The sequence below is a fragment of the Acidimicrobiia bacterium genome (genome assembly GCA_035651955.1).
GTDB lineage: Bacteria > Actinomycetota > Acidimicrobiia > IMCC26256 > JAMXLJ01 > JAMXLJ01.
The window spans coordinates 1-12458 of the sequence record DASRES010000024.1 but is presented as its reverse complement, the minus strand read 5'-3'; the positions used below and the strand labels follow the sequence as shown (position 1 = coordinate 12458).

The following is a 12458-nucleotide window of genomic DNA, read 5'->3' as shown; positions in this document are numbered from 1 at the left end:
GTTCTCAATCGTCGCCGCGCTCGTGATGCGAGCGCGCGCCGTGCGCACCCGGGAACCCGTCCAGGAACGGGATGAGGTTGGCGACGAAGTCGTTGTCGGGCGTCGCGGCCGACGGGTCGTTGTGCGCGTAGGTGCTCTGCCGGTTGACGAGCACGAGGTTCGCCGCCGGGATGCCCGACTGCGCGGCGAGGATCTGCGTCGCCGCGAGCACGCCCGGCCCGCCGAGCGCCGCGCCGAACGCGTAGATCCGCAGCCGCTTGCTCAGGTCGTGGCCGTGGATCGCGCGGACGTCGAGCACGGTCTGCGCCGGGTTGGCGTTGCCGTCGGCCACCGCACCGGCGTCGATCGTCAGCCGCATCGGGTGGTACCACGCGCTCCCGTCGACACCGAGGATGCCCGTCCCCGACAGCATCGACGCGTAGCGCTGGATCGGCGTGATCGCGCCCGCGCGGTCCCAGCCGCGCGGCGTACCGCTCGCGGCGAGCTGCCCGGCGTGGACCTGCGCGGCGCGGAGGTTCGGCGGCGAGGTCTTCGTGTCGACCGCGAAGCCGAAGCCCGCCTCGTTCGTGACCGGCACCGGTGGGACCAGGTTCGAGGGCAGCAGCGGGAAGCCGGCGAGCGTCGCGGGCGCGTTCGGGGCGAGCGACGCGAGCGTCGAGCCGACCGCGGAGAACAGCCCGAGGAAGGGCGCGCCGATGCCGCCGAAGGCGAGCCACGGGGTCGACGTCTGCAGCTGCTGCAGCGACTGCGTCGCCTTGGTCGCGGTGACGGGCGTCGGGTCGCTGGCGCCGTCGATGTAGACGAGCCCGGCGAGGTCGCGCGCGCCGGGTCGGCCGTCGAAGTCCCACGTCGCGTACGCGGTCACGATGGAGCCGCCGAGGGAGTGGCCGCCGAGCACGACGCGCCGCCCGTCCTCGTGGGCCTTCTCGACGACGCGGTGGAGGTCCTGGATCTCGACGTTCAGCCCCCAACCGCGCGCGTAGCCGACGCTCGAGTCCGGGATCAGCTTGAAGTGGTTGGTGATCGACGGGTTCGAGAGCCACCCGAGGTAGTACTCGAAGAACTGCTGGGCGCCGGTCTTCCCCTGCTTGTACGCGTCGAGCATCGACTGGTCCTCGAGCTGGTTCTCGCGTCGCTCGACCGACCACACCTGCCACTGCCCGTTCGTGTCGCGCACGACGTCCTCGGCGAGGGGCGCGAAGTACGCGGCGCCGGCCGACGTGCCCGGTTCGAGCACGAGGACGTTGCGCGCGCGTGGCGACCCGATCTCGAGGACACCGACCCGGTTGAGGTTCGACGGCGTCGCGGGGTCGTTGTCGCCGCGCAGCCACTCGAACCGGACGTTGCCGCACCCGACGACGGACAGGATCTGCGGCTGCGTGCACGCGGTCGCGCGACGGCCGTCGTTCCCGCCGTCCGCCACGGCCGGCGCAGCCGGGGCGACGAGCGCGAGCACCACCGCGACGGCGGGGATCAGGGCGAGGCGAGAACGACGGCGACGGCGGAATTGCGGCACGGCGAGCTCCCTGGGCGCGGACGAGGGGGAGCCACGATCTTGTCGCGCGCGGGCCCGGAGCGCCCGTCCGTCAGGACTTGACGACCGCGATCCCGCGGTACACGTCCGCGAGCGCGTAGCCGTTCGCGACGACGTGCAACGCCGAGCCGAACAGGTGTACGCCGCCGAAGCCGTCGAGGATCGCGTAGCCCTTCCCGTCCGCCGCGGGCACGAGCGCGCGCGCGATGTCCCACGACCGGAACGGGGCCGCGCCCTCGAAGCGCGCGTCGCCGCTGGTGTGCACGCCACCCCAGCCGTCGAGCAGCCAGTACCCCTGGCCGGACGGCGTGATCTGCACGTCGCGCGCGATGTCCCAGCCGAACCAGTACGGCATCCCGGTCGGCGCGGGCGCGTCCCCGGCGACGTGGAGGCCACCCCAGGCGTCGAGCACGACGAGGCCGTGACCGGACGGCGTGATGCGGACCTGTCGCGCGACGTCCCAACCGGGCCAGTACGCGTTCGCGGGGACGGGCAACGACGCCGCCGACCCGAAGCGGTGGACGCCACCCCACGCGTCGAGGACGACGTAGCCGTTCCCGTCGGGCATCACCGCCAGCGACCGCGCGATCTGCCACCCGCCCCAGCTCACCGAGCCGAAGAGCGGTGCACCGCCGAACGAGCGGACGCCGCCGTTCCCCGAGAGGACGTACCCGCCACCCTTCGGGTTCGCGGCGACGGCACGGTCGGGCGCGACGGCCTTCTCGTAGTGGTAGAGCGACAGCGATGCCACCGCGCGCAACGGGTTCACGAGCCCGGCGCCGTACGCGCGCGCCGGGCCCAGTGGCGTCGCGGTGGACGTGAGCGCCGAGCGGACCTCGTCGGGGTCGAGCCACGGTGCCGACGCGCGCACGAGCGCGGCTGCGGACGCGACGTAGGGCGACGCGAACGACGTGCCGTTCTCGTACACGTAGGCGTTGCCGGGCCACGTCGTCGCGATGCTGACGCCGGGCGCCGCGATCGCGACCCACGAGCCCTGCGACGAGAAGCTCGCGACGGTGTTCGACGAGTCGGTCGCGCCGGCGGCGATCACGCCGGCGGCGTCGGCCGGGTACTCGGGTGGGCTGCCGGGACCGTCGTTGCCCGCCGCGGCGACGACCACGACGCCGTGCGCGCGCGCATACGCGATCGCGAGGTCGACGGGCGGGTAGGTCGTGAGCCCGGTCGCGGCGAGCGACATGTTGACGACCGTCGCGCCGTGGTCGGTCGCCCAGACGAGACCGCTCGCGACGTCGGACAGGTAGCCCGTCCCGCTCGCGTCGAGCACCCGGACGGGAAGGATCCGCGCGCCGCGCGCGGCGCCGGAGATGCCGATCCCGTTGCCGACGGTCGCGGCGATCACGCCCGACACCGCGGTGCCGTGGCCGTTGGGGTCGACGCGGCCGTTGCCGCCCGGCGCGACGAGATCCGTCCCGGGGAGGACCTGTCCGCTGCGGAGGTCCTCGTGGGTCGCGTCGACACCGGTGTCGACGACGGCGACCGTCTGGCCCGACGCGTCGCGCGTCGCCCACGTCTGCTCGTACGGCACGTCGTTCAGCGGCCACTGCAGCCACCGGATCGGGTCTCCCGTCGCGTGGACGGGCCGGTCGACGACCGCGGGAATGCCGTATGCGTGCAACGCGCTCGCGACGCTCGTGGCGTCGCCCGGCGTCGCAGCCGGGATCGTGTGGAACACGGGACGGCCGGTCGCGTCGCGGGTCGTCACGACGATCCGTGGCGGCGGCGTCGTGGCGGCGGTCCGCGTCGCGGGCGCGGTCGGGACCGTCGTCTGCGCGGCCGCGACCGAGCGGCGCACCGCGACGGGCACGACCATCACGACGAGCGCGAGCGCGCCGACGAGCGCCGTTCGCGGTCTCACGAGCTCTCGATCGGCCGGTGTGACGCCGGGAACAGGGCACCGGGCCGATCGGGACCGAGGCCGAGCAGGCCCGGGGTCGGGCGGGCGCGCGGGCGGCTACCGTCGCTCGCCGCATGGCGGTGGAGCCTCACGCCGGCACGCCCCCGTTCAGCCCGGAACGGTTCGCGCGCGCACGCGACCTCGTGGCCGGGCTCGCGATCGCGCCGGACCGCAGCGCACGACTCCAGTTCCGCGCCGGCGACACGCCGTGGCACCTCGTCGTGGAGGCGGGTCGCGTCGTGGTGTGGGACGTCGGGATCCTCGACTCGCCGGACGTCGACGTTCGCTGGACCGGCGACGTCGCCCGCCGAGTCGTGACGCGCGAGCTGCGCGGCACCGACGCGTTGCTCGCGACCACCGTCACCGCCGCGACCGCGGACGGCACCTACAGGGGCGTGCCCGCGCCGTTCGACCTCGGCTCGCGGCCGGAGCTCGCGGCGATGATGCGCGTCCCGGACGCGACGCTCGTCGCCGAGTACCGGTACCGCGGCGGACCGTTCGGCGAGGTGCGGGAGACGATGTGGTTCGTCGACGGCCGCTTCGTCGAGCAGCGACCCGGCGAGACGAGCTCGGCCGACGTCTTCGTCGACGTGACGTACCGCGCGCTCGCGCTCGTCCGAGCCGGCGAGATCACCGTGATCCAGGCGCTCGAGGACGGCGCGGTGCGCGGCGAGCTCGGCGGCCTGGCCGCGCTCGCCGGCATCGTCGAGAGCCCCGAGTTCCACGGGGCGGAGCTCGCGACCGGCCGGCACGCGATCGCGCTGTCGGTATTGGGCGAGCTCGACGCCCACGAGACGTTCGCGACCGCCGTGCAGGTGCTCGCGTGACGGGCGAGGGGCCGGCCGCCGACCGCGGCTTCGAGCGAACCGTCGAGCGGCTGCACGACCAGGTCGAGGACGGCGTCTTCAGCCCCGGCGCGCAGATGGCCGTCGAGCTGCGCGGTGAGCGGGTGCTCGACCTCGCGGTCGGCGAGACCGGAACCGGCACGACGATGACGCCCGAGCACGTCTTCCGCGTGTACTGCTCGATCAAGCCGGTGACCGCGGTCGCGATCCAACAGCTCGTCGAGCAGCGCGCGCTCGCGCTCGACGAGCCGCTCGAGGCGCGCCTGCCGGATCTGCGCGTCCTGCAGGGTGGTGTCACGTTGCGCCACGTCATGACGCACACCGCCGCGCTCCACCGGCCGATGGCCGTGGAGATGGAGCTCACCCCCGCCGACCGTCGTCGTGCCGTGATCGCGACGCTGAAGCGGCCGCCGGGATGGCGGCTCGGCGCCGACGCGGCCTACAGCGAGTACGTCGGGTGGCAGGTCCTCGGATGGGTGATCGAGCAGGCGACGGGCGACGAGCTGCGCGCGCACCTGCGCGAGCACGTCCTCGACCCCATGGGTCTCTCGTCGACGTGGGTCGGCATGACGCGCGACGAGTACCGCGCGGTGCTCGACCGCCTCGGGGTCAACGTCGAGATGCGGACGAAGACGCTGCCGATGCTGTTCGAACGCAGCGAGCGCGTGTGCACGGAGACGAACCCGTCGCACGGCGGGTACACGAACGCGCGCGACCTCGCGCGCTTCTACAGCGGGCTGCTCGAACGGCTCGCCGCGCTCGCGCCGCCCGACCCCGACGATGCCGAAGACCCCGACGAGCCGGCCGACGACGTGTCGCTGCGCGCCTTCACGTCCGTCGTCCGGCCGGCCGTCTACGACGAGGTGCTCCAGCGGGAGTGCACCTACGGGCTGGGGTTCATGACGCGCCTGCGCGAGCACGCGTTCGGCGAGCGTTGCAGCGAGACCGCGTTCGGTCACTCCGGGAACGTCGGCACGTCGTTCGCGTTCGCGGATCCGGAGCGGTCGCTGTCCGTCGGGGTCGTGTTCAACGGCCTCGTCGGCCACGAGGCCGCGTTCCTGCGCCGGCGGGCGCTCGTGAACACGCTGTACGAGGACCTCGACGCGCTCGACGCGACGGCGGACGTCGCGGGCGACGACGCCGACGGACCACGCGCCCGCGCACCGAGGCGGTTCTCGCTGCGCCGCAGAGGTACGTCGCGCGGCTCGTGACGACCGGCGCGCTTTGACAGCCGGCCACGCGCGACCCTTCAATCGCCCGTCCCCATGAGCTCCCGTACCGATCCCCGCCTGCCAGTCCTCGTTGGTGCCGGCACGTGCATCGACCACGTCGAGGCCGTCGAGCTCATGGCGCGCGCCACCGTCGCGGCCGCGGACGACGCCGGTGCACCGTCGCTGTTGCACGACGTGCAGCGGATCGCGGTGCCGCGTGGCACGTGGGGCTACACCGACCCCGCGCGTGTGGTCGCGCATCACATCGGCGCGCCACGCGCGACGACGGTCCTCGTCGACCTCGGCATCCCGCAGCAGACGCTGATCAACGAGGCGATGACGGCCATACGCGACGGCACCCTCGACGTCGTCGTCGTCGTCGGCGCGGAGGCGAAGGCACGTGCCGCGCGCGATCCGCACGCGACGGAGCTCGATCAGCACGGCGCGGAACCCGACGTGCTCCAGCAGCCGCAGGGCGAGATCGTCGCGCCCGCCGAGATCGCGGCGAGGCTCTGGACGCCGGTGCAGCAATACGCGCTCATGGAGTCGGCGTTGCGCGCCGCGGACGGTGTGACGGTCGAGCAGGACCGTTGGGACGTCGCGGCGTTGTGGGCGCGCTTCAACGAGGTCGCACGCGACAACCCCGAAGCCGCGTTCCGGGAGTCGATGACGGCCGACGAGCTGGCCAAGCTCGGTCCCGGCAGCCGGCCGCTGGCGTTCCCGTACGGCAAGTGGCACGCGAGCCAGTGGACCGTCGACCAGGGCGCGGCGCTGCTGCTGTGCGCGGCCGAGGTGGCGGAGCGTCACGGTGTCCCGCGCGAGCGCTGGGTGCTCCCGCGCGCCGGACTCGACTCGTCGTTCGCGCTCCCGCTGTCGGCGCGACGCGAGATGCACCGCTGGCCCGCGATGCAGGTGGTCGGGCGGGCCGCCTCCGCCCGCATCGGCCGCCCGCTCGCGGCGTGCGAGCACGTGGAGCTGTACTCGTGCTTCCCGGTCGCGGTGCGCGTGCAGCAGCGAGAGCTCGGCCTCCCGGCGAGCGGCACGCCGACGATCACGGGCGGCATGACGTTCGCGGGCGGTCCGTTCAACAACTTCGTGCTCCAGGCGACGGCCGCGATGGTGCGCCGGTTGCGCGCGGACGGCGGGCTCGGGCTCGTCACGACCGTCAGCGGACTGCTGACCAAGCCCGGTCTCGCCGTGTGGGCGACGGACGACGACGGCGAGCCGCCGCTGATCGCCGATCTCGCGCGCGACGCGGAGGCCGCGACAGCGCGCGTCGACGTGCTCGACTCCTACGACGGCGACGCGACGGTGGCCGCCTGCACGGTCACGTACGACGGGGAGGAGCCCCGCGAGCTCGTGGCGATCCTGGACACGCAGCGGGGTGCGCGCGTGATCGCGCGGATCGACGATCCGGTGCTCGCGGCGCGCGCGACCGAGGAGGAGCTCGTCGGCACGCGCGTCGCCGTCGCGGGCAACGGGCTCGTCGCGTGACCTCCGACCTCGACTGGCTCGGTGTCGAGCCTCGCGGTGGCGGGCGGTACGAGCTCGTCCTGCGATCGCCGCTGACGCGCTTCGACGGCAAGCTCTACGGGGGCACGGGCGCGGCGCTCGTGACGGCGCTGCTCGAGGCCGAGACCGGCCAGGACGCGCTGTGGACCACGGCCCAGTTCGTCGGCAGCGCGGACCTCGGCGACGTGCTCGAGTGCCGGCTCGAGACGCTCGCGGGCGGCCGCCGCACGACGCAGGCGCGCGTCACCGTGTGCGCCGGCGGACGCGTCGCCGTCGTCGGGCTCGGTGCGACGGGTGACGCGCGCTCGGGCGCGCTGGAGGCGCAGTTCGGCGCGATGCCCGACGTCGACCCACCCGAGCGCGCGCCGCGGTGGATGCCCCGGTTCCCGTTCCCCGTTCGCGGTGAGCGACCGGGTTGGCTCGCGATCACCGACATGCGTGAAGCCGACGGTGAGACCCGCTCCGCGCTGTGGGTCCGCATGCGCGACGTGGCCGACACGACGCAGACGCGGGCGAAGGTCGCGTTCCTGACCGACATCGTGCCCAGCTCGGTCGTGCGCGCCGCCGGCCGCACGGGTGGCGGGACGAGCCTCGACAACGCGGTGCGCTTCGGGCCGAGACCGGACGGCGAGTGGATCCTGGTCGAGTTCGACCCCTACTTCGCGTCCGCGGGCTACGTCCACGGCGGTGCCCGCGTGTGGGCGCGCGACGGACGACTCGTCGCGGTCGCGAGCCAGACCGCGGTCGCGCGCGTCTTCGAGTGACGCCGGCCGCCGGTCGTGGTCGAATGCCGCACGTGATGGAGCGCCGCGACCTCTCGATCGGCGAGGGCACCGCGCAGGTCTGGACGGGCGGTCAGGGTGACGGCGTCCCGCTCGTGCTGTTGCACGGCGCGTGGGCGGGCGCCGCGCCGCACTGGTCCGGGATCTGGGACCGGCTCGCCGCGGAGCGGCGTGTCGTCGCCCCGGAGCTGCCCGGGCTCGGCGCACCGTCGACCGACCCGCCCGGCACGGTCGCCGCGTACGCGGAGTGGGTCCTGCGCGTCATGGACGCGACGGCGGTCGACCGCGCGGTCGTGGTCGGCAACTCGTTCGGCGCGTCGATCGCGTGGTGCGCGGCCGCGACCGCGCCCGCGCGGGTTGCCGCCGTCGTGCTCGTCGACGGAGCGCCGGGACCGGGGTTGCCCATGTGGCTCCGGCGCGCGCTCGCCGCTCCGCCGTTGCGACGCGCCCTCACCGCGATGTTCCGCAGGAACGTGTACTCACCCTCGACCGCCGCGCGTGCCTTCGCGGACACGCGCAACGTCCCGCCCGAGGTCGACGCGGTCCTCCACGACCCGCATCCCGCGCCGCTCGACGTCGTGACCGAGGTCGTCCTCGCGAGCGAGCCGTGTCCGGCGCCGACGACCCGCGACGTCCTGCTGCTCTGGGGTGACGCCGACCGGCTCTCGGGCTCGTCGGTGCGTGCCGCGCAGCGGCTCCAGCGCCGCATCGCGGGCTCGCAGCTCGTCGTCGTCTCCGGCGCCGGTCATCTGCCCCAGGTCGAGCAGCCCGACGCGGTCGTCACCGCGTTGACGCGCTTCGTGGACCGCGTCGACGGGCCGCGAAGCGATCGCCCGCCCGACGCGCCAACATGACGGCGTGACCATCGAGCTGAACCACACGATCGTCTGGTGCCGCGACAAGAAGGTCTCGGCGTCGTTCCTGACCGAGCTGTTCGACCTCCCGGACGCGACACGTTTCGGCCCGTTCCTCGTCGTCGAGGTGGCCAACGGCGTGTCACTCGACTACCGCGAGGTCGACGGCGACATCGCCTCGCAGCACTACGCGTTCCTCGTCAGCGAGGACGAGTTCGACGCGATCTACGGCAAGATCGTCGAGCGTGGCCTCGACCACTGGGCCGATCCCGGCTTGACGCGCCCGAAGGAGATCAACCGCAACGACGGTGGCCGCGGGGTCTACTTCACCGACCCCGACGGCCACCTGCTCGAGATCATCACTCGCCCGTACGGCAGCGGCGCGTAGCTCCCGCCGTCACGCCGGGACGATCGCGCCGTCGTAGTAGTCGGCGAGCGCATGGAGCTGCGCGGCGCCGTCACCACGGAACGACGACCCGTGCATGCACGCGAGCGTCGACGGTTCGAGCTCGGCGAGCGTGCGCAGCGTCGTGCCGACGGCCGGGCCGAGCGACGTCGCGTGGAACACGTCCTCGGCGACGATCGCGCCCTCGACGACGTCGGTGTCGACGACCGCAGGCCCGTCACCGAGCGACGTGAACAGGTCGCCCGCGAGCAACGTCGCGGTGGTCTCGTCGAACCAGAGACCGCTCTCCCAGTTGTGGGGGACGTGCGGCGTGGGCAGGAACCGCATGACGTGCCCGCCGATGTCGAGCGGCTCGTCGGCCATCGGGACGGGTGGACGGTCCGCGAGGTCGTTCAACGAGACCATGCACGCGAGCGCGCCGTGCACGACCTGCGCGTCGGGCGCGGCGTCGAGGAACAGGTTCATCGCGCCGCACTCGTCCGCCTCGACGTGCGCGAACGAGATCCAACGCAGGTTCTGCAGGCCGACCAGCCGGTCGACGGCGTCGGACACGAGCGGGAACAGCCCGCGCATCCCGGCGTGGAACAGGAGCGGCTGCTCGCCGCGCACGACGAACTGGTTGAACGTGAACCCCGCCGGCGGCGCGATCTCGTCCACGTAGGTGGACAGCCGGAACACGTCGGGTGCGATCTCGTCGATCCTGGTCTCCATCACGATGCTCCTCGTGTCGGTGCGGGTGTGGTCCACAGCATGCGGGTAGACGGGCGGTCCGCACATCGGGGGATCCCCCCGACCTGCCCCCGATCCTCACCCCGTGTCGGCCTCGGCCTCGCCCGTCGCGGCCGCAGCCGCGGCGACCGCGGCCGCCTCGGCCCGGGTCCGCACGCCGAGCTTGGCGAGCACCCGGCTGACGTGGTGCTCCACCGTCTTCGGGGACAGGTAGAGACGGGCCGCGATCTGCGCGTTGCTGTCGCCGCGGCGCAGCCCGTCGAGCACCTCGCTCTCGCGGGCGGTCAGCCCGGTGAGCCGGCTCGCCGCCGACGCCGCCGAGCGCGGTGGCGTCGCACCGAGGCGGCGGAGCAGCGCGGCGGCGCGGTCGCACATGGGCGCGGCGTCGAGGCGTTCGGCGACCGTGTGCGCGGCCCGAGCCGCGACGACGGCCGCTTCGTCGTCGTGCCGCGCGACGTGGGCGTCGGCGAGCTCGAGCTGTGTCGCCGCGACGAGGACCGGACGCTCCGCGGCGGTGAAGCTCCGCAGCGCCGCGTCGAACGCGTCGAGCGCGGCCTCGACGTCGCCCGTCGCCACGGCGACGCGACCGGTGGCGAGCGTGGCGAAGCCGGCGACGACCGGCGCGTCCACCGCTTCGGTCATCGCGCGGAGGAGGCGCGCGGCGCCGCGCGCGGCGTCGACGTCGCCGCGCGCCAGCTCGGCCTCGACGAGCGCGGCCAGGAGGGGTGCGCCGCGGAGGACGTCGCCGACGAGCCGCGTCACGGCGCGGCGCAGGACCGCGGCCGCGAGCGCGGGCTCGCCCCGCGCCAGGTGCAGCGACGCGACCGGTGCGGCGGCGGCGAGGTCGTCCTCGATCGGCGCGAGGAGCTCGGCGGCCTCGTCGACGCGGCCCTGGTACAGGCGCAGCTCCGCGAGGCGCGTCGTCGCCTCGACGCGGTGACCGCGACTCGCGGAGGCGGTCGGGCCGAGCGACGCCAGCAGTGCCTCCTCGGCCTCGGTCCACCGCCCGACCGCGCACAGCACGCCACCGAGCGCGAGATGGCAGTGCGTGCTCAGCACGCGGGGACGGCCGCCGCGGGGCTGCAGCACGAGCGACTGCACCATCCGGATCCACTCGGTCGCCCGTTCCGCGTCACCCGCCCGCTCACACGACGACAGCAGTGCGCAGAACGCGGTGCCGACGACGAACAGGTCGGTGACCTCGCCCGTCGACAGCACAGCGAGCGCCTCGTCGAGGCGGTCGAAGCCCTCGCGGACCCGCCCCTGCGACACGAGCGCGAGCCCACCGTCGGCGAGCGCGCGCACCTCCAACGCCACATCGCGGTATTCGGTCGCGAGCTCGAGCGCGCGCGTCGCGCTCCGCTCCAGATCCACGACGTCCGGCCGGTCGCACGCGATCAGCGCGAGCTCCCAGTACCCCCATTCGACGCACGGGCCCGCCTGCTCGAGCAGCCGGCGCGCGCGTTCGAGCCAGCCGCTGCCCGTCGCGCGGTTCCCGAGCGAGCCCGAGTGCAGCTCCGCGAGCCCCATCGCGACGCGCGCCGCGTTGCGCAGATCGCCGGCGTCGCGGTAGCCGCGGAACGCGTGCTCCCACTCGACGCGGGCGTCGTCGAGATGGTCGTTCGCGTAGGAGAGCGCGCCCAGCAGGCGGTGTGCGTCGGGAACGTCGGCGGCGGCGACGCACTCGCGCAGGAGCTCGATCGCGCCGGGCACGTCGCCACGCGCCGCGGCGTCCACCGCCGACTGGAGAAGCTCCGCCGCGTCGCTCACGCCGAGGATCGTAGGAGGCGGCCGGGCGGTCGAGACACCGTGGCGGGGGAGTCGCGCCGCCCCGGATCCGGCGCCGACACCTGCGATGATGGGGCCGTGCTGTACGACGACGGTCGGATCGCGTGCGACGACGACGCGATCACGATCCGCTGGTACTACCTCTGGGGCGCGAAGCGCATCCCGTACCGCTCGATCAGGTCCGTCACCGCGCGCACGATGACGGGTGTGCGCGGCCGGTGGCGCATCTGGGGCTCCGGCGATCTCGTGCACTGGTACAACCTCGATGGGAACCGGCCGAACAAGCAGGTCGCGCTCGAGCTCGACGTGGGTCGACGGGTGAAGCCGACGATCACACCTGACGAGCCGGAGACCGTCCGCGCCATCCTCGACGCGCACCTCGCGTAGCGCGGGTCACGGCGGGCCGGTCGGGTCCGGACTCAAGTCCCGGTTCGGGCGGTCGATACCAAGCCGGACACACCGATCCGGCGTGCGCGCCCAGAGCGGCGCCGAGCGTGCCGCTGCTCGACGAAGGCGGGAAGCATGACCTCGCGCGCGATGCGGAGGACGAGCGTGCTCGTGTCGTCGGTGGTCGCGGCGGCGACGCTGACGTCGTGCACCTCGTCGTCGAGATCGACGGCGCGCGCCCAATCGGCGCCGCGAGCCGCGAACCCGACCGTGGTCGTCGTCGGTGTCGTCGACGCGGGGGATCCCGTCGCCGGCGCGGCCGTCACGCTCCGAGCGGCGAACGGCGCGCCGATCGCGACCGCGCCGAGTGACACGCTCGCGTCCGGCGCGTTCGCGGTCGAGGCGACCGACCTCCCGCGCGACTTCCGCGTGATCGCGACGGGCGGAACGGTCGACGGGCGCCCGCTCGCCAGCCCGCTCGCAGCCGACGTGCAG

Annotated in this window: 12 protein-coding genes; 8 read left to right on the top strand and 4 right to left on the bottom strand. The window is 74.0% G+C overall.

Annotation, left to right across the window (positions count from 1 at the left end):
• Positions 1–4: 4 nt before the first annotated feature.
• Together VFC33_06140 and VFC33_06135 are read right to left on the bottom strand one after the other, a co-directional pair.
• Positions 5–1516: a hypothetical protein gene (locus VFC33_06140; GenBank protein HZR12814.1), complete on the bottom strand. Its 1512-nt coding sequence runs from the start codon at positions 1514–1516 to the stop codon at positions 5–7.
• 70 nt (positions 1517–1586) lie between these two features.
• Complete coding sequence (locus tag VFC33_06135) at positions 1587–3410, bottom strand: S8 family serine peptidase (protein HZR12813.1); 1824 nt, start codon at positions 3408–3410, stop codon at positions 1587–1589.
• Between the two features lie 113 nt (positions 3411–3523).
• Here VFC33_06135 and VFC33_06130 point away from each other — a divergent pair, with 113 nt between their 5' ends.
• The 6 genes from VFC33_06130 to VFC33_06105 are packed head-to-tail and all read left to right on the top strand — an operon-like array spanning position 3524 to position 9041.
• Positions 3524–4276, top strand: a complete 753-nt coding sequence (locus tag VFC33_06130; protein HZR12812.1) for a hypothetical protein — start codon at positions 3524–3526, stop codon at positions 4274–4276.
• Positions 4273–5505, top strand: coding sequence for a serine hydrolase domain-containing protein (locus VFC33_06125; GenBank protein HZR12811.1), 1233 nt, complete (start codon positions 4273–4275; stop codon positions 5503–5505). The genes VFC33_06130 and VFC33_06125 overlap by 4 nt, the downstream gene beginning before the upstream one ends.
• Before the next feature lie 54 nt (positions 5506–5559).
• A complete protein-coding gene (locus VFC33_06120; protein HZR12810.1) occupies positions 5560–6999 on the top strand; it encodes an acetyl-CoA acetyltransferase in 1440 nt (479 codons plus the stop codon).
• Positions 6996–7781 carry a thioesterase family protein gene (locus VFC33_06115; protein HZR12809.1) on the top strand — a complete coding sequence of 262 codons (786 nt, stop codon included), beginning with the start codon at positions 6996–6998 and terminating at the stop codon, positions 7779–7781. Before VFC33_06120 ends, VFC33_06115 begins: the two co-directional genes overlap by 4 nt.
• A 35-nt stretch (positions 7782–7816) precedes the next feature.
• Positions 7817–8653, top strand: a complete 837-nt coding sequence (locus VFC33_06110) for an alpha/beta fold hydrolase (protein HZR12808.1) — start codon at positions 7817–7819, stop codon at positions 8651–8653.
• A 4-nt stretch (positions 8654–8657) separates the two neighbouring features.
• Positions 8658–9041 (top strand): VOC family protein, encoded by a 384-nt coding sequence (locus VFC33_06105; GenBank protein ID HZR12807.1) that lies wholly within the window; start codon positions 8658–8660, stop codon positions 9039–9041.
• A 9-nt stretch (positions 9042–9050) separates the two neighbouring features.
• Here the strand turns inward: VFC33_06105 and VFC33_06100 are convergent, their stop codons facing one another.
• Both VFC33_06100 and VFC33_06095 read right to left on the bottom strand, forming a co-directional pair.
• A complete protein-coding gene (locus VFC33_06100; protein ID HZR12806.1) occupies positions 9051–9770 on the bottom strand; it encodes an MBL fold metallo-hydrolase in 720 nt (239 codons plus the stop codon).
• Positions 9771–9866: 96 nt separating this feature from the next.
• Positions 9867–11558, bottom strand: a complete 1692-nt coding sequence (locus VFC33_06095) for a helix-turn-helix transcriptional regulator (protein HZR12805.1) — start codon at positions 11556–11558, stop codon at positions 9867–9869.
• A 96-nt stretch (positions 11559–11654) separates the two neighbouring features.
• Between VFC33_06095 and VFC33_06090 the strand changes: the two genes are divergently transcribed.
• Together VFC33_06090 and VFC33_06085 are read left to right on the top strand one after the other, a co-directional pair.
• Positions 11655–11963, top strand: a complete 309-nt coding sequence (locus tag VFC33_06090; GenBank protein ID HZR12804.1) for a PH domain-containing protein — start codon at positions 11655–11657, stop codon at positions 11961–11963.
• A 135-nt stretch (positions 11964–12098) separates the two neighbouring features.
• A partial coding sequence (locus VFC33_06085) for a hypothetical protein (GenBank protein HZR12803.1) occupies positions 12099–12458 on the top strand: 360 nt, incomplete at its 3' end.